Genomic DNA, 19,605 nt, shown 5'->3' on the forward strand with positions numbered 1-19,605 from the left:
CAACAGCCGGCTTTCGAACGTCTCTCGGCGTCAGGCTAGTCGCGGACGCGCCGGATCGAACAACGGCCGCACGTGCTGATACAGCTCGCGATAGCCCTTGAGCCGCTGGCGCAACGCCGCGTGGCGCTCGGCATTCGGCGTGAACTCCTGTTTGATGGCAGGTTTAGTCAGCACCGTCGCCGGATCGCCGCCCGCCGCGAGCCAGCCGAGCCGCGCCGCGCCGAGCGCCGCGCCCGTCTCGCCGCCGCCGTGCGTGCGCGTGGGCGTATCGAGCGCATCGGCGAACATTTGGCCCCAGTACGCACTGCGCGCGCCGCCGCCAAGCAGCGACAAGGCATGCGCTTCCGTGCCCGCGGATTGCAAGGCGTCGAGACCATCGGTCAGGGCGAGCGTCACGCCTTCCAGCACCGAATAGCCGAGCAAGGCGCGATCGGTGGCGTGCGTCATGCCGAAGAACACGCCCTGCGCGTAAGGGTCGTTGTGCGGCGTGCGCTCGCCGCTCAGATACGGCAGGAACAAAGGCGCGGTCGATAAGGCATCGGCGGGCAGCGCCTCGATTTCCGCAAGCAGCGTGGGCTCGTCGGTGGACGTGAGCTTGCATACCCAGCGCAGGCAACTCGCCGCCGACAACACCACGCTCATCTGATGCCAGCGATCCGGAATGGCGTGACAAAACGCATGCACCGCCGATGCCGGATTGGGCCTGAAGCGATCGCCCACCACGCACAACACGCCCGACGTGCCGAGCGAGAGGAAGCCATCGCCGGGTTCGGTTGCGCCGATTCCCACCGCGCTCGCCGCATTGTCGCCGCCGCCTGCCGCAACGATGACGCCATCGGGCAAGCCGAGTTCACGCGCGAGTTCCGGACGCAAGGTGCCCGAAGGCTCGCTGCCTTCGGCGAGCTTCGGCATCTGCTGCCGCGTCATGCTGCACGCGGCGAGCAGTTCGTCCGACCAGTCGCGTCGCGCGACATCGAGCCAAAGCGTGCCGGCGGCATCGGATGGATCGGACACCTTCGTGCCCGTGAGATGCATGCGCAGATAATCCTTCGGCAACAGCACGCAAGCCGTCTGCCGGAAGATTTCCGGCTCGTTGTGCGCGACCCAGAGCAGCTTGGGCGCGGTGAAACCGGGCATCGCCAGATTACCGGCGATCTCGTGCAGATTCGGCGCGCGCTCGTAAAGCTCGGCGCACTCCTTGTCGCTGCGCATGTCGTTCCAGAGGATGGCCGGGCGCAGCACGCGATCGCTCGAATCGAGCAGCACCGCGCCATGCATCTGCCCGGACAGGCCGATGCCGCGCACTTGCGCGAACTCTTTCGGAAACTTGTCGCGCAAGGCGAAGAGGGCGGCGCGCGTGCCTGCCCACCAGTCGAGCGGATTTTGTTCGGACCAGCGCGGTTTCGGGCGCGACACCGTAAAAGGCGTGCCCGCCGTGCCGATTACACTGCCGTCGCTTGCGAGCAGCAGCACTTTCACTTCGGAGGTGCCGAGGTCGATACCTAAATACATGAACGGACCTTTGTCGAAGCCAGGCGCGAAGCCCGGCAGAAAACCGGAGGCGCTAATGTAACGCCGTGCGCCTCAATGCGCCATGAGCACAACACCCAAGCGAGCCAATCAAGGCCGGTTCTTGAGCCACGCATCGACGCGCCCGATTGCCGCGCGCAGCACGCGCTCCAGGCTCTCGGTCTGCGCCATGCTGCCCCAGAGCAGCTTGTCGCCGGCGAAGGCCTTGATCGGATCGTCGGCCGTGAAATAGCCATGCGCGACGGCGGGGTCCATCACGCCATCCTGATAGGTATAAGGCAGCTTGCCTTCGTGCCAGCGTTCGAGGAAGCGAAAGAAGAGCGCGGGCAGAATCGCGGTCGAGTCGGGATCGACGTCGCGCTCGAAACATTCCGCGAGCGTCGGCGCGATAAAGCCCGGCAGCTTCGAGAAGCCATCGGCGGCGACGCGCTGATTCGTGTCCTTGATATACGGATTGCTGAAGCGGTCGAGCACGACATCGCGATACTTCGCCAGATCGATCGGGCTAGGCGTGAGGCACGGGATGACGTCGTCGGTGACATAGGCTTCGGCGAGGGCGCGAATCTCCAGGTCCTGCGTGCCTTCGTGAATGTACTGCAGGCCGACGAGCGTTCCCGCCCACGCAATGCAGCTATGACTCGCGTTGAGAATGCGGATCTTCGCCTCTTCGTAAGGCAGCACGGACTCGACCATCTCCGCGCCCACCTTCTCCCAAGCGGGCCTTCCCGCGATGAAGTGATCCTCGATCACCCACTGAATGAACTTCTCGCCCATGATCGGCGCGCGGTCGTCGAAACCCGTCGCGGCTTTCACGCGCTCCGCGACATCGGGTGTCGGACGCGGCGTGATGCGGTCGACCATCGCGTTCGGGCACGAGGTGTTGGCGATCATCCAGTCGCGCAATTTCGTTTCGCCGCGCAGTTCGAGGAATTCGAGCATGCCCGCCTTGAAGCGGTCGCCGTTGCTGCGCAGGTTGTCGCAGTTCTGCAGCGACAGCTTGCCCGCGTCGTTCTTCATGCGGGCGTCGAGAATGGCGGCAATGGCACCGTAGATGGTGGTCTTCGCGCCTTTCAGGTCGGCGGCGAGATCGACGTTGCCGGTTTCGAGCTTGTCGTGTTCGTCGAGGTAATAGCCGCCTTCGGTGACGGTGAACGATACGATCTTGCATTCGGGCGCGCTGCCCGCCGCGATGAGCCCGTCGAGATCGGCGGTCCAGGGAATCACGCGGCGGATGGAGCGCACCGTTTCGTAGTCGCGCTCGCCTTGCGGCGTGACGGTTTCGAGCGTGTACTCGCCGTTTTGCGCGGCGAGCGCATCGAGCACGGCGTTCATGTCGCCGCGAATGTTGCCCACGGCGAGCGACCAGCTCGCATCGCCCGATTCGATCAGCCGGCTCAAGTACCACGCCTGATGCGCGCGATGAAAAGACCCCGCGCCGATGTGCAGGATCACATTGTTTTCGCTCGTCATGTCTCGCTTCCTTTGATTGGATGTGCGCCCGTTCTTCGCGGACGACCGTTTGCGTTTGCGACGCCTTGCGCTCACAATTTACGCAGCCGTGGTGAGCATTTGCTCTTTGGTTGATCGAATGATCGTATTGGGCATCGCGAAAGTCAAGGCGCGGTGCCGCATGCGGCCGCGCGCGGCAGCGGCGCTTAAGCGCCGGACGTAGCCCAGCGCGCCGTTACAGGACGAATCGGGAATAACCCGGATAGTCAGCATGGCCGGCGTTGAACGAAGGTCTGCATCAACCATAGGCAATGACGCGGCAAACCACACAGAAAGATACGAGTCGGAGACAAAGCATGGATTACGTGATCGGCATAGACATCGGCACGCAGAGCACGAAGGCGCTTCTCGTCGATACGACTGGCGCAATCATCGCGCAACATTCGAGCGCCTATCATCCGGATACACCGAAGCCGCTCTGGGCGGAACAATGGCCGTCCGTCTGGTTCGATGCCGTGACCGAAGCCTTGAGCGGCTGCGTCGCGAAAGCGCGCGCGAAGGGCGTCGCGGCCGATCAGATCAAGTCGGTCTGCGTGAGCAGTCTCTACGGCGGCTCGGGCATTCCCGTCGACGACGACATGGAAGCGCTTTACCCGTGCCTCATCTGGATGGATCGCCGCGCGACCGCGCAAGTCGAATGGGTGCGGCAGAACGTGGATATGGCGCGCATCGAGGCGATCACCGGCAACGGCGTCGACAGCTACTACGGCTTCACGAAAATTCTGTGGATGCGCGAGCAGCAGCCGGAAGTCTGGAAGAAGACGCGCTATTTCCTGCCGCCGAATGCGTTCATCATCCAGCGCCTCACGGGCGAACTCGCGATCGATCACAGCTCGGCGGGCAATATCGGCGGCGTGTACGACATCGGCCGCCGCGCGTGGTCGGAAGAAGCGCTCGACATGCTCGGCATTCCCGTGTCGATGATGCCCGCGCGGCTCGTCGAGTCGTCGGAGATCGTGGGCGGGCTGTTGCCGCAGTGGGCGGACAAGCTCGGGCTTGCGGCGGGCACACCGATCGTCGCGGGCGGCGTCGATGCGGCCGTCGCCACTTTCGCGGCGGGCGTGACGCGCGCGGGTCACCATGTCGCGATGATCGGCACGAGCATGTGCTGGGGCTACATCAACCAGAGCGTCGATGCGCAACACGGTCTCGTCTCCATGCCGCACGTCTACAACGGCAAGCGCGATCTCTACGTGTTCGGTGGCGCCAGCACGGCCGGCGCGTGCGTCGCGTGGTATCGCGATCAGTTCTGTCAGGCCGAGATCGCGGCAGCCAAGCAAATACCCGATGGCGATCCGCATCGGCTGCTCGAAGATGCGGCGGCCAAGGTCGCGGCGGGTTCGGACGGCGTCGTGTTCCTGCCTTATCTGATGGGCGAGCGCAGCCCCGTCTGGGATGCCCACGCGAGCGGCACGTTCGTGGGCTTGAATCTCTTTCACACGCGCGCGACGCTCTATCGCGCGGTGCTCGAAGGCGTCGCGTTTGCGTTGAAGCACAACATGGAAGCAGGGCGGCGCGGCGCGCAATCGCTGGATGACAAGCTGATCGTGGTCGGCGGCGCGGCGCATTCTGACCTGTGGATGCGGATCATCGCGGATGTAACGGGTTATCCCGTGCAATCCATCGAACAGGAAGTCGAAGCGGCGATGGGCGCGGCCTTGCTCGCGGCGCTCGGTGCCAATCTCATTTCACGCGAAACGGCGGAAGGCGGCTGGGTCACGCTCGTGGATCGCGCAGAGCCGGACGAAGCACGGCAACGCGTTTATAGAGACCGCTTCGGCGTCTATCTCGATCTGTATCCGGCGCTGAAGCCGCTGATGCATCGCCTGCGCAGCGACAGCTAACGCAATTCTCCGGGATGCGCGTCGAACACCGGCCCTTGCACGAAGTGCACGTCGTATTGTTCGAGCGCATTGAACTGCGCGGCATCGGCGACATTGCTGAAGATGAGCGGAATGCGCAGCCTGTGCGCATACGCCACCAGATGCTTGACCACGGAATCGCGCAAGGCGGCGCGCGCATCCATCTTGATGAAGTCGAGCCGCGCCATGTCCGATACCGCCATGATCTGCCCGGCATTGGGCAGATTGCCCGCTACCTTGAAACCGTAGCGCTGATAGCTTTTGATGAGGTAGCCGAGAAACGTCTTGTGCGCGACGGCCGCCGCCGGCAATTCGATCACGATGCGTCCGGGATTCACGCCGAACTCCAGCAACACCGACGAGAAGTGCAGACCGTGGTCGTACTTCACGCTCTTCAATAACCGCTCATGCACGCGCAAAAACAGCAGACCGGGCTTTTGCGCGCCGAAGAAATTGAACGCATGCAGCGCGCGCGATAACCGGTCGAGCGCGACGAGTTCGCGGTCGTTGTCCAGCTGGCCAAAGGGATCGTGCGGAGTATCGCCTTCGATCAGCGTCTGCGCCTGCACGCCGAGTTCGTCGCCGAAACGCTCCGCGCTTTCGGGCGACGCGCTCAACACCTGCGGAAAGCTATGCGTGCCGACATCGAAGATCGGCTCATACGCGCTTGCAATACGCAACTCGCCATAGTTCGCGACCGCTTGTCCCGCGTGCTCGCCTTCGCCCAGCACGATATGCGCGCCGAGAAACGGATGCGCCTTGGCGCGGTTGACGAGTTCTGTCACGGACGGGGTGATCATGGCGCGTTCGGCGTTAAGGCTTCCAATGTGGGACGAATTCCGTCGATGGTACCAGCGCATGGCGCCGTGGCTTGCGCCAAATTCACATATTCATATGCGGGTGGGATAAGCCACGCTCAGGGTTTACGACAAATTTCACTAAACGTAATTGGTTTTACCATTCGTAAATACCATGCGATGGCACTCATCGAGGATCACGACCATGCCGACGTTCGACACGCATACCGGCGCCAGCGCGCACTATCAGTCGGGTTTCGACAACGACTTCGCGACCGAAGCGTTGCCGGGTGCGCTGCCCATCGGCCGCAACTCGCCGCAGCGCGCGGCCTACGGTCTTTATGCGGAGCAGCTTTCCGGCACGGCTTTTACCGCGCCGCGCGCGCATAACCGGCGCTCGTGGCTGTACCGCATCCGGCCGGCGGCAGTGCATCGGCCGTTCGTGCAACTGACTGGCGATGCCTCGCGCGCGCGGCTCGTCGCCAATTTCGCCGATGTGCCGCCCACGCCGCCGAACCAGTTGCGTTGGGACCCGCTGCCGATGCCTGCCGCGCCGACCGATTTCATCGACGGCTGGGTGACGATGGCCGGCAACGGCGCCGCCGAATCCATGAGCGGCTGCGCGATTCATCTGTACGCGGCGAACCGTTCGATGCACGAGCGCTTCTTCTACAGCGCGGACGGCGAATTGCTGATCGTGCCGCAAGCAGGGCGGCTCGCGATCTGGACCGAACTCGGCAAGCTCGATATCGCGCCGTTCGAGATCGCGGTGATTCCGCGCGGCGTGCGCTTTGCCGTGGCGCTGCCGGATGGCGAAGCGCGCGGCTATATCTGCGAAAACTTCGGCGCGTTGCTGCAGCTGCCCGATCTCGGGCCTATCGGTTCGAACGGGCTCGCCAATCCGCGTGATTTCCTCACGCCGCACGCGGCTTATGAGGACCGCGAAGGCGCGTTCGAACTCATCGCCAAGATGAATGGCGTGCTGTGGCGCGCGGATATCGGCCATTCGCCGCTCGACGTGGTCGCATGGCACGGCAATTACGCGCCGTACAAATACGACCTGCGCCACTTCAACGCCATCGGTTCGATCAGCTTCGATCATCCCGATCCGTCCATCTTTCTCGTGCTGCAATCGCCGAGCGATACGCCGGGCGTCGATAGCATCGACTTCGTGATTTTTCCGCCGCGCTGGCTCGCCGCCGAGGACACGTTCCGGCCGCCCTGGTTCCATCGCAATGTGGCGAGCGAATTCATGGGCCTCGTGCATGGTGTCTACGACGCGAAGGCCGAGGGCTTCCTGCCGGGCGGCGCGAGTCTGCACAACTGCATGTCGGGACACGGGCCGGACGCGGATACCTTCGAAAAGGCATCGAGAAGCGATACCTCGAAGCCCGCGAAGGTCGGCGACACACTCGCCTTCATGTTCGAGACGCGCACGCTCATCAAGCCGACGCAGTTCGCGCTCGAAACCGCGCAATTGCAGGCGCATTACTACGAGTGCTGGCAGGGGCTCACGAAACACTTCAACCCGGAGCAACGATGAACGACGCGCTTCCCGCGACGCGTGCGCCGCAACTCAGAAGCTGGCTCGACTCCGCCAATGATCCGGCGAGCGACTTTCCGATCCAGAACCTGCCGTTTGGCATCTTCAGCGACCCGGTGAATCCGCGGCCGCGCGCGGGTGTGGCTATCGGCGACTGGATCGTGGACCTGGCGGCGCTCGAAGAAGCGCGTCTCGTCGATGGTCACGGCACCTTCAACGCGCCGCGTCTGAACGACTTCATCGCGCTCGGACGCGATACGTGGCGCGCGGTGCGCAGCGCGCTCGGCGGCCTGCTGCAAGAGGGCGCATCCACGCTACGCGACGATTCCGCATTGCGCCGCCGCACGCTCGTTCCGCGCGCCGATGCAACGCTCCATCTGCCCGTCGAGATTCCCGGCTACACGGACTTCTATTCCTCGAAGGAACACGCGACCAACGTCGGCTCGATGTTCCGCGATCCGAAGAATGCGCTGCTGCCGAACTGGTCCGAGATGCCGATCGGCTATAACGGACGCGCGTCGTCGGTGGTGGTGAGCGGCACGCCGGTGCGCCGCCCGAACGGCCAGTTGAAAGCGCCCAACGAAGAGCGGCCGGTGTTCGGCGCATGCCGCAAGCTGGATATCGAGCTGGAGACGGGTTTCATCATCGGGCGCGGTAATGCGCTCGGCGAACCGATTGCCTGCGCGGATGCGGAGTCGCATATCTTCGGCATGGTGCTGCTCAACGACTGGAGCGCGCGCGACATCCAGCAATGGGAATACGTGCCGCTCGGACCGTTCAATGCGAAAGGGTTCGCGACCACCATTTCGCCGTGGATCGTCACGCTCGACGCGCTCGAACCCTTCCGCACCGCGACGCCCGTGCAGGAGCCGCAACCGCTCGCGTATCTGCGGCATGAGGGCGAGCACGCGTTCGACATCGACCTGGAAGTGACGCTGAGGCCGGAAGGCGCGAGCCGCGCCACGACCATCTCGCGCACCAATTTCAGGCTGATGTACTGGTCGATGGCGCAGCAGCTTACGCATCACACGGCATCGGGCTGCAATACGCGCGTGGGTGACCTCATGGGCTCCGGCACCATCAGTGGCGCGACGCCGCAATCGTGCGGCAGTTTGCTCGAAAGCACGTGGAACGGACAACGGCCGTTGAGCCTCGTCGAAGGCGGCGAGCGCGCGTTCCTTCAGGACGGCGATGAGGTCACCTTGCGCGGATGGTGTCAGGGCGAGGGTTATCGCATTGGTTTCGGCGAGTGCGCGGGGCGCATCCTCGCGGCGCGCAACTAACTTCAAGGATTGAACATGGCGAATGCGGTCGATGTGGAGAGCGCGCTTGGCCAGGCGCACCGGCCCGGCTTTCAGGCGATGCTGCTCGTGTTGTGCGGACTATGCCTCGTGATCGATGGCTTCGACGCGCAAGCGATGGGTTACGTCGCGCCGGCCGTCATCGCGGACTGGCACGTGTCGAAGGCGGCGCTCGGGCCGGTTTTCAGCGCGAGTCTTTTCGGCATGCTGCTTGGCGCGCTCGGCTTGTCGGTGCTGGCGGATCGCATCGGGCGCAGGCCGGTGTTGATCGGCTCGACGTTTTTCTTCGCGTTCTCGATGATCGCAACCGCGAGCACCGACAGCTTGCCGGTGCTCGCGGCCTTGCGTTTCGTGACGGGTCTTGGCCTCGGCTGCATCATGCCGAACGCAATGGCGCTCGTCGGCGAGTTCTCGACGGCCGAGCATCGCGTCAAGCGGATGATGCTCGTCTCGTGCGGCTTCACGCTCGGCGCGGCGCTGGGCGGCTTCGTGAGCGCGGCGCTGATCCCTGCTTTCGGCTGGCGTTCGGTGTTCTGGGTCGGCGGCCTGGTGCCTTTGTTGCTCGCGGTTTGGATGGTCATCGCGCTGCCTGAATCGCTGCAATTTCTCGTGTTGAAGGGCCGCGAGGCGCGCGCCCGCGACTGGCTCGCGAAGTTCGATCCGTCGCTTGCCATCGATGCCTCGACGCGGCTCGTCGTCCGCGAAAAAGCGAGTTCGGGCGCGCCGGTCGCCGAACTGTTCCGCGCGGGCCGCGGGCCGGTCACGCTGATCTTGTGGGCGATCAGCTTCATGAATCTCATCGATCTGTACTTCCTGTCGAACTGGCTGCCGACCGTGATGCGCGATGCGGGATACTCGCCGGGCATGGCCGTGCTGGTCGGCACGCTGTTGCAGACGGGCGGCGTGGTGGGCACGCTCATGCTTGGCTGGTTCATCGAACGATTCGGCTTCGTGCGTGTGTTGCTGGCCTGCTTTCTCGTGGGCGCGGTGAGCGTGGGGATGATCGGCGGCGTGGCGCACGTGCAGTTCTGGCTATTCGTCGCGGTGTTTGCCGGCGGGTTCTGCATCGTCGGTGGACAGCCTGCGGTGAATGCGCTCGCGGGGCATTTTTATCCGACCTCGCTGCGGTCTACGGGCATCGGCTGGAGTCTGGGCATCGGACGCGTGGGGTCGGTGATCGGGCCGCTCGTCGGCGGACAGATGATCGCGCTCGGATGGAGCAATGCGTCGCTCTTTCATGCGGCGGCGTTGCCGGTGTTCTGCTCGGCGTTGCTGGTTGGCGTGCTGGCTTTCGTGCGGCGGGAGCAAAGTGGGGCGGCGCAGACGGCTTGATGTGATGGAGACTTGATTCTTCAGGCGAAGCCGGCGCCGGCGCATGATGTCGCGCCACGCCGCCGCGTGGCCTTCGGTCGGCACGATCCAGATGTGCAACGAAGGCCCACGCGTAACGGCGTGTGCGCCATGCCTGCGAGGGCGACCCATCCGGTGGCGCGCTCGCAGCCGGCTCCGACAGAAAGACGGCGCGCTGGACGTTCAGGAAACGCAATCAGCGTCATCTGTCGAAGCGCGCTTCTCCCAAGCCGCCGCGCCCAGAAACGCCGCCGCCGCGACCACCAGCACGCCAATCAGCGCATCCGGACTCACGCGATCCATCAATGTCCCCGCGATGATCGGCCCGCCGAAACTCGCCACGCTCCACGAAGCGCCGACGATAGCCGTCGCCGACACCAGCGCCGTGCCGCGAAAGCGCTCGCCGCACGCAACGATAGACAGCGTATAGACGCTGCCCGCCGCCGCGCCGGTCACGAACAGGAGCGGCCAGCACAACCACGGATACTCGACCGCCCACGGCAGCAGCGGCAGCAGCAGCGTGACCACCACGCCCGCGCCGACATGCACCTTCGTGCGCCCGATACGGTCCGCCAGCCAGCCGATGGGAAACTGCATCAAGGTATCGCCGAACAGGATGGCGGAGGCGAACAGCACGCCCACGTCCGCGCCGACGCCGTGCGAGATCGCGAAGAGCGGCATCAGCGAAAGCGCGAGCGTGTCGAAGAGCGCGAAGAAACCCGTGCCGATCACGAGCGCGGGCATGCGCGGCAACACATGCCGCCAGTCGCCAGCGGTAGCGTGTTCGTCGTGCGATGCAAGCGTGTGCGGCGTGCCGCGAATCGAGGCGAGCGCGGGCAGCGCCAGCAGAAAGATCGCGCCGCAGACGGCGAAGCGCGCCGAAGTCCAGCCGCCGATGGCGCTGACGAGCACCGGCCCCGTCATCTGAAACAGGGTGAAGTTGGTCGCGTAAATGGCGACGACGCGCCCGCGCGTGGAGTCGTCGGCGAGCTGCGTGACCCATGCTTCGCCAATGGTGAATAGCAGCATCAGCGCCGCGCCGCATAGAAAGCGCAGCACGGCCCATAGCCACAGATTCACGGTGAACTGCATTGCGATGGTCGCGAACGCTGCGACGATCACCGCCCCGACAATCGTCCCGCGTGCGCCCAGCCGACTCGCAACGCGGCTTGCGAAAGGCGCGACGGCCAGCCCGCCGCCTGCCTGCATCGCCGTCATCAGGCCGACGATGCCCGTGCCGAACCCGGCTTGCGTGAGTGCAAGCGCGGTGAGCGGAATGGTCGCGCCTAGCCCGAGGCCGACCACCGCGACACTCAGGATGAGCGCGAGAAAGTCGCGAGAAAGAATGCCCTTCATATACCGCCGTGCCGCTCGCTTCGCCGAGAACCCGTGAGGATCGGCAGCAGCCTCAAGCGGCCTGCCCGAACGCAACGCGCCGCGCACGCTTGTCGAGCGTCGCGGAAAGCAGCGTGAGCGCAAAGGCGCAGCACGCCATCAGCACGCCGACCCACGGCAGCGAAGTCAGCGGCGCGCCTGCGCTGATGACGCAGCCGCCCAGCCACGCGCCCGTGGCGTTGCCCAGATTGAACGCGCCCTGGTTGAGCGTGGAGGCGAGATTGGGCGCATCGCTCGCGCGGTTCACTATCAGGATCTGCAGAGGCGGCACGATCGCGAACGCGAGCACGCCCCACAGGAAGATGGTGATCATCGCCGAGACCGGTTCGTGCATGGTGCCCGCGAAAATCGTGAGGATCACGACGATCGACAGGAGAAACGTCAGCAGCGAGCGCAGCAGCTTCCAGTCGGCGAGCTTGCCGCCAAGCGTGCTGCCGACCGTGAGGCCGAGGCCGAACAACAGCAGCACGTAAGTCACGGCGTGCGGCGTGAAACCGGTGACATCCTCGAGAATCGGCGTGATGTAGGTAAAGACCGAGAACAGGCTCGCCGAAGCCAGCACGCTGATGCCGAGCACCATCAGCACCTGCGGGTTCTTGAGCACGTCGAATTCGCGCAGGATGCTGGTCTCGCGCATCTCGATGTGCTTCGGCAGGCAAACCGCGAGCGCGCCCGCCGCGGCGAGGCCGATCAAGGTCACGACCCAGAAGGTCGCGCGCCAGCCGGCCGCTTGGCCGAGCGCGGTGCCGAGCGGCACGCCGAGCACGTTGGCGAGCGTGAGGCCGGTGAACATCAGCGCAATGGCCTGCGCGCGGCGGTTCGGCGCGACCAGATCGGCGGCGACCACCGAGCCGATGCCAAAGAAAGCGCCATGACAGAACGCGGTGACGATACGCGCGCCCATCAGCACCCAGTAATTCGGCGCGAGCGCGCAAAGCGTATTGCCGACGATAAACACGCCGATCAGCCCCATGAGCGCCTTCTTGCGTGGCATCTTCGCCGTGACGACGGCAAGAATCGGCGCGCCGATGGTCACGCCGAGCGCATAGCCCGAAACGAGCATGCCTGCCGCCGGAATCGATACCGCGAGATCGCGCGCGACGTTGGGCAGCAGGCCCATGATGACGAATTCTGTCGTGCCGATGCCGAACGCGGCGATGGCGAGAGCGAGAAGGGGCAGAGGCATGGCGGAGGGTGCGAGTGCGGTGTGTCGCGCGGTGCGCGTCGTCGGAATGAGCGGCGCGAGAGTCGGCGAGTGAAGGCTCGGATTCTACCGAAAGGTCATTTTTGATGCTGGTGGAAACCCTTAGTCTGCTCGGCCCGGACAATGCACTCCCGCGAACGGATATTTTGACGAATGCCGCCTCGTCGACGGAGTTTTACCCGCGCGGCCGCTAGTTGACGTCAGATGTTTCTAGTAATGTTCTGACAGGACGCCATTGCTTGCGCGAGCGAAGTTCTGGGCGAGTGTTGGAAAAACGCAGCATCCACTGATTGACATGTCCCAACTCAAAAGTTTTTTCGGCGCCGCCTTTGCTGCCGCGCTGCTCGTCTCGGTTCACGCGCAGGCGCAAAGCAGCGCCACCGGACCCATTGCCACGTCGGCGGGCGCGCTCAATTTTCTGCGCGACGAATCGGGCTTCGCCGCCGTGCTCGGAACCGATACCTTCGACCGCTTCGACGCCAAGCGCGTCGTGCATTTCGACCAGACGGGCGCATCCGACACGCTCACGCGCTCGCTCGTGCAGACCGACGTCGGTCCCGTGCTTTACGACTTTCGTCACAAGCCGCCGCTCGTGCAGCGCATCGGCAAGAGGCTCGTCGTCAAACGCGTGTTCTGGCAAGGCGAGGAAGTCGTCATGCAGACGTCGTCCGGCTGGTACGGCTATCAGCGCGGGACATTGACCAAGCTGCAATCGTCGACGTCGACGTATCACTGACTCAGTTGCGCACGTTGAAGACGCGTTCGCCCGCCACGACATAAACCGCTTCGCCGCGCACGTCGCCGTTGACCTCGAAACCGCCAGTGAACGCGCCGAACGCGGGCAGCACGCCCGAGCGTTGGCCGAAGCGAAAGCACGGCAGCCGCACGCTGTCGGCACGCGTCGCGAGCCGGTAAACAGGGTGTTCATGTCCGGCGAGCGCGTAGGCATCGTCCACGGTTTGCGGATGATGACAAAGCGCCCACGGTCCCAGCCGATACGGCTCCTTCACGAGTTCCACGCCGAACGCTTCGGGCAGCGCGCCCGCGTGCTTGTCGTGATTGCCTTCGACCAGCACGAGCCGCATTTGCCGATGCCGCATGCGCCACGCATGTAGCGCCGTGAGCGTTTCATCGGCATGCGACTCGCGCGCATGGAGCAGATCGCCGAGAAACACGATCGCTTCAGGTTTATGCGTGGCGACGAGCGTATCGAGCCGCATCAGGCTTTCCGCCGTCGTGCCGACTGGCACTGGAATGCCGCGCGCGCGAAACACGGCGTCCTTGCCGAAGTGGGCGTCGGCGATGAAAAGCGTCATCAGAATGGGATCGAAGGCCGCGCGCTCCGCCGAAAGCAGGAGCGCGTGACCGTTCACATCGACCGTCAGTGCTTCAATTGCCATTTGCATCCTATGCTTGCGCTGCTTTTTCCAGATCGGCAAGCATACGCTCCACGCGGTCCGACAGCTTTTCGGTACTCACCTTTTCACGCAGACGCGCGATGATCAGCGGAAACGCAAAGGGCGTCGGCTTCTTCGGATGCGTGAGCGCGAGACGGCTTTCGCTCATGCGTTGCAGCGCGGCGCGGATGCGGCCGAGTTCGAGTTCCTGCAACATGACTTCCTGATCGGCTTGCGTGAGCAGCAGATTGCCGCTGTCGTGCTTGCGGAACACTTCGTAGAAAAGCCCGCTCGACGCCTGCAATTGCCGCGCGCTTTTCTGCTGCCCCGGATGCCCTTGATAAATCAGCCCCGACACGCGCGCAATTTCCCGGAAGCGCCTTGCCGACAATTCCGAGGCATTGAGGCTCGCGAGAATGTCGTGCTCGAGATTTTCCGCCGAGAAAAGCCCTTCCTCGATGAGCGTCTCCCAGTCGAACGGCCGCGCCGACAGCAGTTCGAAGCCGTAATCGTTCATCGAAATGGAAAAGGTGCTGGGCTGATCGCGCGCGACGCGCCAGCCGATGAGCGAGCCCAGGCCGATGTGCGCCATGCGCCCGGCGAATGGATAACAAAAGAAATGATGTCCTTCGCGCGACCGCACGCTTTCGACGACCAGCACGCCCGGTCCCGGCAGTGCGGACCATTTCGCCTGCAAGTCGAGCAGCGGTTGCACGGCGCGCATTTCGGGTTCGTCGTAGATGCCGTCGTTGGCGCGCGCGAGCATGACGAGCGCGGCCTCGGAGAGTTCGGACGAGAGCGGCATCTTGCTGCCGGCCCATTGCGGCATCGCGCCGCGCGAGGAGGTCGCGCGTTTCACGTAGGCGGTCATGTCGCGCACGCGCACGAGTTCGAGCGCGCGGCCGCCGAAGGTGAAGACATCGCCCGGTTTCAGGCGCGAGATGAACGATTCTTCCATCGCGCCGATCCGTCCGCCGGTCATGTAGGCCACGCTGATGGTCGCATTGGCGACGATGGTCCCGACATTGTTCCGATGCCTGCGCACGAGGTCCTCGCGCGGCACGCGATACACGCCGTCGTCGCCATGAACGACGCGGTGATAATCCGGATACGCCGACAGCGAAGTGCCGCCGCGTTCGACGAAGGCGAGCGCCCAGTCGAATTCGGCCTGCGTGAGATCGCGATACGCATACGCCGTGCGTACTTCGTCGAACATGTCGGCGGGCGTGAAGCCGCCGCCTATCGCCACGGTCACGAGATGCTGCACGAGGACATCGAGCGGCTTGAGCGGCATGTCCCGTCCTTCGATACGCCGCTCGCCGATGGCCCAGCGCGCCGCGGCCGCCTCCACGAGTTCGAGCGCATGCGTCGGCACGATGGTCACGCGCGACACACGCCCCGGCGCGTGTCCCGAACGTCCGGCGCGCTGCATGAGACGCGCGACGCCTTTGGGCGAGCCGATCTGAAACACGCGATCCACCGGCAGAAAATCGACGCCGAGATCGAGACTCGACGTGCATACGACGGCTTTCAGTTGCCCGTTCTTCAGACCGAGTTCGACCCAGTCGCGCACTTCCTTGTCGAGCGAACCGTGATGCAGCGCGATGAGTCCGGCCCACTCCGGCTTCAACTCCAGAAGCGCGCGATACCAGATCTCGGATTGCGAGCGGGTATTGGTGAAGACGAGCGAACTTTGCGCGTGCTCGATTTCATCGGCGACGGGTCCGACCTGGCGCACGCCGAGATGGCCGCCCCACGGAAAGCGCTCGATGGTCTCGGGAATCAGCGTGTCGACGACGAGCGATTTCGGCTGCGCGCCGCGCACGATGACGCGTGGCGTGCGCACGGGATGCAGCAGCGCGTCGTGCGCGAGCGCGAGATTGCCGAGCGTGGCGGAGAGACCCCAGATCTGCACCTCGGGACGCCAGCGCGCGAGGCGGGCGAACGCGAGTTGCGTCTGCGTACCGCGTTTGTTGCCGAGCAGTTCATGCCATTCGTCGACCACGACGAGCCGCACGTGCGCGAGTTCTTCGCGCGCGTTGGCGCGCGTGAGCATGAGCGTGAGGCTTTCCGGCGTGGTGACGAGCGCGGAAGGCATGCGGCGGTTCTGACGCGAGCGTTCCGTGGATGACGTATCGCCCGTGCGCAGGCCGACGGTCCACGGCACCGAGAGCGCCGTCACCGCCGTTTGCAAGGCGCGGGCGGTATCGGCGGCGAGGGCGCGCATCGGCGTGATCCACAGCACGGTGAGCGGCGCGGGGAGGGGCGTTTTGTCAGTGATGGTGGCAACGCGGTCGGCGGTCTTTGCGGTGGATTGCGCGCTGTCCTCAGGGTCCGCAACGGCAAGCGCGCGGCCTTTCTCGTCGAGCCGGGAATTGCCGGCGGTTTTGCCTTTACGCTTCGCGCCCGCTTTGGGCTTCGGCGGTCCCGCGTACGCCGCAAGCGCCCCGAGCCACACGGCCCATGTTTTGCCCGCGCCCGTGGTCGCATGCAATAAGCCGCTCGCGCCTCGTTCGATCTCACGCCAGACTTCCCGCTGAAACTCGAACGGCTGCCAGCCGCGCGAATCGAACCAGCGCGTGATGCGTTCGTCCATCGGCTTCGCGGCTTCCTGCGCGTCGTATTCAAACGGCGCGGGTTTGAATAGCTCGGCGGCGGCATCGAGCTTGGCCTGCGCCGCCTGCGTGCGCGGCACGCGACGCGGACGCGGCGCACGGCGCCTGGATCGCGCCGACGTGTCGGGCGTGTCGGGCGTGTCGGGCGTGTCGATACCGTCCGCATCGTCGAGTTCACTCATGCCGATGCTCCGCGCGAGCTTCTCATGCCACCGCCTCGTTCAAAAACCCCTTGAGCATGTCGAGCGTATCGGCGTCCTCGATAGTCTTGTCGGTCCGCCAGCGCAGCATGCGCGGAAAGCGCACCGCGATGCCCGATTTGTGGCGTGGACTCGCCTGAATGCCCTCGAAGCCGATCTCGAACACGAGCGTCGGCGTGACGCTGCGCACCGGACCGAATTTTTCGATGGTCGTCTTGCGCACGATTGCATCGACCTTGCGCATTTCCTCGTCGGTCAAGCCGGAATAGGCCTTGGCGAACGGCACCAGCGTGCGCACGCCGTCCGCTTCGTCCCAGACCGCGAAGGTGAAATCCGTGTAGAGGCTCGCGCGCCGGCCATGGCCGCGCTGGGCGTAGAGCAGGACGGCGTCGATGGCGTAGGGATCGATCTTCCACTTCCACCAGGTGCCCGACGCCTTGGTGCGGCCGACGCCATACATCGACATGCGCTCTTTCAGCATGAGCCCTTCGACACCGCGCGCGCGGCTTTCGTCGCGCAAGCCAGCGAGCGTCTCCCAATTGGGCGCCACCACGAGCGGCGACACGCGCAAGACATCCACCGCGAGCGATGCCGCCAGCGCATCCAGCTTCGCACGACGCGTTTCCAAAGGCTCGGTGCGCAGGTCGCGGCCATCGGCTTCGAGCAGATCGTAGGCGAGCATCGCGGCGGGAGAATCAGCGAGCACTTTCTTCGTCAGCGACTTGCGCGTGATGCGCGGCTGCAGACGCGCGAACGGCAGCGGTGCGTCCGCGCCCGGTTCCCACGCGAGAATCTCGCCGTCGATCACGGCGCCGTCGGGCAGTGCGGCGCCGAGCGCGGCAAGCTCCGGAAACCGCTCCGTGACGAGATCCTCGCCGCGCGACCAGATCCACACGCGGCCCGCGCGCTTGACGATCTGCGCGCGAATGCCGTCCCACTTCCATTCGGCGATCCAGTCCGATGGCGCGCCGAGCGTCGCCGGATCGATCTGCAACGGATGCGCGAGAAAGAAGGGAAACGGCAAGCCGATATCGCTTTCGTGCGGGGTATCGACGTCATCGCCTTCGGCTGTCGGCGCGATCAGCCGAAGATAACGCGCCGCGCTCGGGCTTTGGCGCGAGTCGGTCCAGCCGACCATGCGTTGCGCGATGCGCTTGTGATCGACGCCCGCCACTTGCGCGAGCGCGCGCACGACGAGTTGCCGCGCGACGCCCACACGAAAACCGCCGCCGATCAGCTTGGTGAGCAGGAAGCGCTCGCCCCAGTTGAGTTCGTCCCAGTAACCGAGCAGCCGCTCACGCAACTCCGCCGGCGACACGCCACGCAAGGTCAGCACGCGCTCCTCGATCCATTGAGCAAGCCCGAGTTCCGATTCGCGCGAGGCGGGCGGGAGCACGTGCGCAATCGTCTCCGCGAGATCGCCGACGGCCTGATACGACTCCTCGAAGAGCCAATCCGGCAGACCCGCGCGTTCGCGGGCGAGTTCGGTCAAAAGGCGCGTCGGCACCGACTGGCGCGGCTTGCCGCCTGCAAGGAAGTACGACGCCCACGCCGCGTCTTCGGCCGCGGCGCCCGAGAAGTAGGCGATCAGCGCTTCGAGCTTTTCGTTCGTCGATGTGGTGGCGTCGAGCGCCGTATAAAGCGTCGCGAAGCGTTTCATTGCGGCGCCGTCTCGGCTGACGCGTCGGTCGCGGCTGGCGCAGAGACTTCGGCGGGCGCATCGGCGGCATCGGCTTCGATGGCGTCGTCGCCGTATTCGGTCGTGAACGCGCCTGCTTCGAGACCTTGCTCGGTGAGCCAGCGCACCATCGGCTCGATCTGTCCGTGCGTGACGATCACGCGTTCCGCGCCCGTCGCGCCTATCGCGAGTTGCAGGCCCGGCCAGTCCGCATGGTCGGACAACACGAAGCCGCGGTCCACGCCCTTGCGCCGCCGCGTGCCGCGCAGACGCATCCAGCCGGACGCGAAGGCATCGCTGTAATCGCCGAAGCGGCGCATCCACGTGCTGCCTTGCGCGGATGGTGGCGCGACGATCAGCGCGCCCTTGAACTCGGCCTTGTCGCGCGCGGCGATTTCACTGACGAGGCGCGTCGGCGGCAGGTCGACACCCGCATCGCGATAGGCGCGATTCAGCGGCTCGACCGCGCCATGACAGAAGATCGGCCCGATACTCCTGTCGATGCCCGCGAGCACATGCTGCGCCTTGCCGAACGAATAGCAGAAGAGCACGGAAGCGCGGCCTTCGGCGGCGTTATGCCGCCACCATGCATCGACGCCATCGAACACGGCCTTGGACGGTTCCCATCGATAGATCGGCAAGCCGAAGGTCGATTCCGTGATGAAGGTATCGCAGCGCACGGGCTCGAAGGGCGCGCAAGTCGGATCGGGCTCGACCTTGTAGTCGCCGGATGCGACCCACACGCGGCCGCCGTGCTCCACGCGCACTTGCGCCGAGCCGAGCACATGTCCGGCGGGATGCAGCGAGACCGTCACGCCATTCACGTCGATTCTCTCGCCATAAGGCAGACCTTGAACGTCGATGCCCGGAAGGCGCGACTGCAACACGCCCAGCCCCGCTTCGGCGGTGAGATAGTGCGCATGTCCGAAGCGTGCGTGGTCCGCATGCGCGTGCGTGATCACGGCGCGTTCGACCGGTCGCCACGGGTCGATATAGAAGCCGCCCGGCGGGCAAAACAGCCCTTCGGGCCGCGCGACGATCAGGTCGGAAGAGGTGTCCACGAGACGTTGAGGCATGCAGCTTGCCATTAGTGTTCGATTCCGACCACAAAAGCACGCCACGTGCCCGTCATGGTGCTTTCACGATTAACCGCTAGGGTGTAAAAGTTTAACTGACTCATCTATCGCCGCTTCATCTCGCGATACGCGCGCACGGGGCGCGCGC

At 64.9% G+C, this 19,605-nt stretch carries 15 protein-coding genes; 5 read left to right on the plus strand and 10 right to left on the minus strand.

Features of this window, described 5'->3' with window-relative positions; translation table 11 throughout:
* Positions 1–30: 30 nt before the first annotated feature.
* The 3 genes from xylB to P9250_RS21350 form a co-directional block, all read right to left on the minus strand.
* Complete coding sequence (gene xylB, locus P9250_RS21340; protein ID WP_250491870.1) at positions 31–1,512, minus strand: xylulokinase; 1,482 nt, start codon at positions 1,510–1,512, stop codon at positions 31–33.
* A 108-nt stretch (positions 1,513–1,620) separates the two neighbouring features.
* Complete coding sequence (gene dalD, locus P9250_RS21345) at positions 1,621–3,000, minus strand: D-arabinitol 4-dehydrogenase (protein ID WP_250508625.1); 1,380 nt, start codon at positions 2,998–3,000, stop codon at positions 1,621–1,623.
* 78 nt (positions 3,001–3,078) lie between these two features.
* Entirely contained in the window at positions 3,079–3,285 is a 207-nt protein-coding gene (locus P9250_RS21350; protein WP_309841612.1) for a hypothetical protein, read from the minus strand.
* Between the two features lie 50 nt (positions 3,286–3,335).
* Between P9250_RS21350 and P9250_RS21355 the strand changes: the two genes are divergently transcribed.
* Positions 3,336–4,883, plus strand: a complete 1,548-nt coding sequence (locus P9250_RS21355) for an FGGY-family carbohydrate kinase (protein ID WP_310395033.1) — start codon at positions 3,336–3,338, stop codon at positions 4,881–4,883.
* Here P9250_RS21355 and P9250_RS21360 read toward each other — a convergent pair.
* A complete protein-coding gene (locus tag P9250_RS21360; RefSeq protein WP_244827185.1) occupies positions 4,880–5,701 on the minus strand; it encodes an EAL domain-containing protein in 822 nt (273 codons plus the stop codon). The two genes, P9250_RS21355 and P9250_RS21360, sit on opposite strands and share 4 nt — an antisense overlap.
* Positions 5,702–5,903: 202 nt before the next feature.
* Here P9250_RS21360 and hmgA point away from each other — a divergent pair, with 202 nt between their 5' ends.
* From hmgA to P9250_RS21375, 3 genes are read left to right on the plus strand one after another with little or no spacing between them, the layout of a single operon-like run.
* Positions 5,904–7,241, plus strand: coding sequence for a homogentisate 1,2-dioxygenase (gene hmgA / locus P9250_RS21365; protein WP_310395035.1), 1,338 nt, complete (start codon positions 5,904–5,906; stop codon positions 7,239–7,241).
* Entirely contained in the window at positions 7,238–8,524 is a 1,287-nt protein-coding gene (gene fahA / locus P9250_RS21370) for a fumarylacetoacetase (RefSeq protein WP_310395037.1), read from the plus strand. Before hmgA ends, fahA begins: the two co-directional genes overlap by 4 nt.
* A gap of 15 nt (positions 8,525–8,539) precedes the next feature.
* A complete protein-coding gene (locus P9250_RS21375; RefSeq protein WP_310395041.1) occupies positions 8,540–9,874 on the plus strand; it encodes an MFS transporter in 1,335 nt (444 codons plus the stop codon).
* 201 nt (positions 9,875–10,075) lie between these two features.
* Here the strand turns inward: P9250_RS21375 and P9250_RS21380 are convergent, their stop codons facing one another.
* Positions 10,076–11,335 carry an MFS transporter gene (locus tag P9250_RS21380; RefSeq protein ID WP_350029497.1) on the minus strand — a complete coding sequence of 420 codons (1,260 nt, stop codon included), beginning with the start codon at positions 11,333–11,335 and terminating at the stop codon, positions 10,076–10,078.
* Complete coding sequence (locus P9250_RS21385; RefSeq protein ID WP_244827189.1) at positions 11,301–12,473, minus strand: MFS transporter; 1,173 nt, start codon at positions 12,471–12,473, stop codon at positions 11,301–11,303. The genes P9250_RS21380 and P9250_RS21385 overlap by 35 nt, the downstream gene beginning before the upstream one ends.
* Before the next feature lie 313 nt (positions 12,474–12,786).
* Between P9250_RS21385 and P9250_RS21390 the strand changes: the two genes are divergently transcribed.
* On the plus strand, positions 12,787–13,227 hold the full coding sequence (locus P9250_RS21390; RefSeq protein ID WP_250463406.1) for a hypothetical protein: 441 nt from the start codon (positions 12,787–12,789) through the stop codon (positions 13,225–13,227).
* 1 nt (position 13,228) lies between these two features.
* On the opposite strand, the gene pdeM is transcribed toward P9250_RS21390, so the two are convergent.
* From pdeM to P9250_RS21410, 4 genes are read right to left on the minus strand one after another with little or no spacing between them, the layout of a single operon-like run.
* The gene (gene pdeM / locus P9250_RS21395; RefSeq protein ID WP_244827191.1) at positions 13,229–13,891 is read right to left on the minus strand and encodes a ligase-associated DNA damage response endonuclease PdeM; all 663 of its coding nucleotides are present in this window, start codon (positions 13,889–13,891) and stop codon (positions 13,229–13,231) included.
* Positions 13,892–13,898: 7 nt separating this feature from the next.
* Complete coding sequence (locus P9250_RS21400) at positions 13,899–16,685, minus strand: ligase-associated DNA damage response DEXH box helicase (protein WP_310395046.1); 2,787 nt, start codon at positions 16,683–16,685, stop codon at positions 13,899–13,901.
* A gap of 22 nt (positions 16,686–16,707) precedes the next feature.
* Complete coding sequence (locus P9250_RS21405) at positions 16,708–18,363, minus strand: ATP-dependent DNA ligase (RefSeq protein WP_310395048.1); 1,656 nt, start codon at positions 18,361–18,363, stop codon at positions 16,708–16,710.
* Positions 18,360–19,457 carry a ligase-associated DNA damage response exonuclease gene (locus P9250_RS21410; protein WP_284509306.1) on the minus strand — a complete coding sequence of 366 codons (1,098 nt, stop codon included), beginning with the start codon at positions 19,455–19,457 and terminating at the stop codon, positions 18,360–18,362. Before P9250_RS21410 ends, P9250_RS21405 begins: the two co-directional genes overlap by 4 nt.
* Positions 19,458–19,605 lie beyond the last annotated feature (148 nt).

It is taken from the genome of Caballeronia sp. LP006 (genome assembly GCF_031450995.1).
Taxonomy (GTDB): Bacteria; Pseudomonadota; Gammaproteobacteria; order Burkholderiales; family Burkholderiaceae; genus Caballeronia.

Coding starts and splice junctions, on each gene's coding strand:
- xylB (WP_250491870.1), bottom strand. CDS start 1,512: ATGTATTTAGGTATCGACCTCGGCACCTCCGAAGTGAAAGTGCTGCTG.
- dalD (WP_250508625.1), bottom strand. CDS start 3,000: ATGACGAGCGAAAACAATGTGATCCTGCACATCGGCGCGGGGTCTTTT.
- P9250_RS21350 (WP_309841612.1), bottom strand. CDS start 3,285: ATGGTTGATGCAGACCTTCGTTCAACGCCGGCCATGCTGACTATCCGG.
- P9250_RS21355 (WP_310395033.1), top strand. CDS start 3,336: ATGGATTACGTGATCGGCATAGACATCGGCACGCAGAGCACGAAGGCG.
- P9250_RS21360 (WP_244827185.1), bottom strand. CDS start 5,701: ATGATCACCCCGTCCGTGACAGAACTCGTCAACCGCGCCAAGGCGCAT.
- hmgA (WP_310395035.1), top strand. CDS start 5,904: ATGCCGACGTTCGACACGCATACCGGCGCCAGCGCGCACTATCAGTCG.
- fahA (WP_310395037.1), top strand. CDS start 7,238: ATGAACGACGCGCTTCCCGCGACGCGTGCGCCGCAACTCAGAAGCTGG.
- P9250_RS21375 (WP_310395041.1), top strand. CDS start 8,540: ATGGCGAATGCGGTCGATGTGGAGAGCGCGCTTGGCCAGGCGCACCGG.
- P9250_RS21385 (WP_244827189.1), bottom strand. CDS start 12,473: ATGCCTCTGCCCCTTCTCGCTCTCGCCATCGCCGCGTTCGGCATCGGC.
- P9250_RS21390 (WP_250463406.1), top strand. CDS start 12,787: ATGTCCCAACTCAAAAGTTTTTTCGGCGCCGCCTTTGCTGCCGCGCTG.
- pdeM (WP_244827191.1), bottom strand. CDS start 13,891: ATGGCAATTGAAGCACTGACGGTCGATGTGAACGGTCACGCGCTCCTG.
- P9250_RS21400 (WP_310395046.1), bottom strand. CDS start 16,685: ATGAGTGAACTCGACGATGCGGACGGTATCGACACGCCCGACACGCCC.
- P9250_RS21405 (WP_310395048.1), bottom strand. CDS start 18,363: ATGAAACGCTTCGCGACGCTTTATACGGCGCTCGACGCCACCACATCG.
- P9250_RS21410 (WP_284509306.1), bottom strand. CDS start 19,457: ATGCCTCAACGTCTCGTGGACACCTCTTCCGACCTGATCGTCGCGCGG.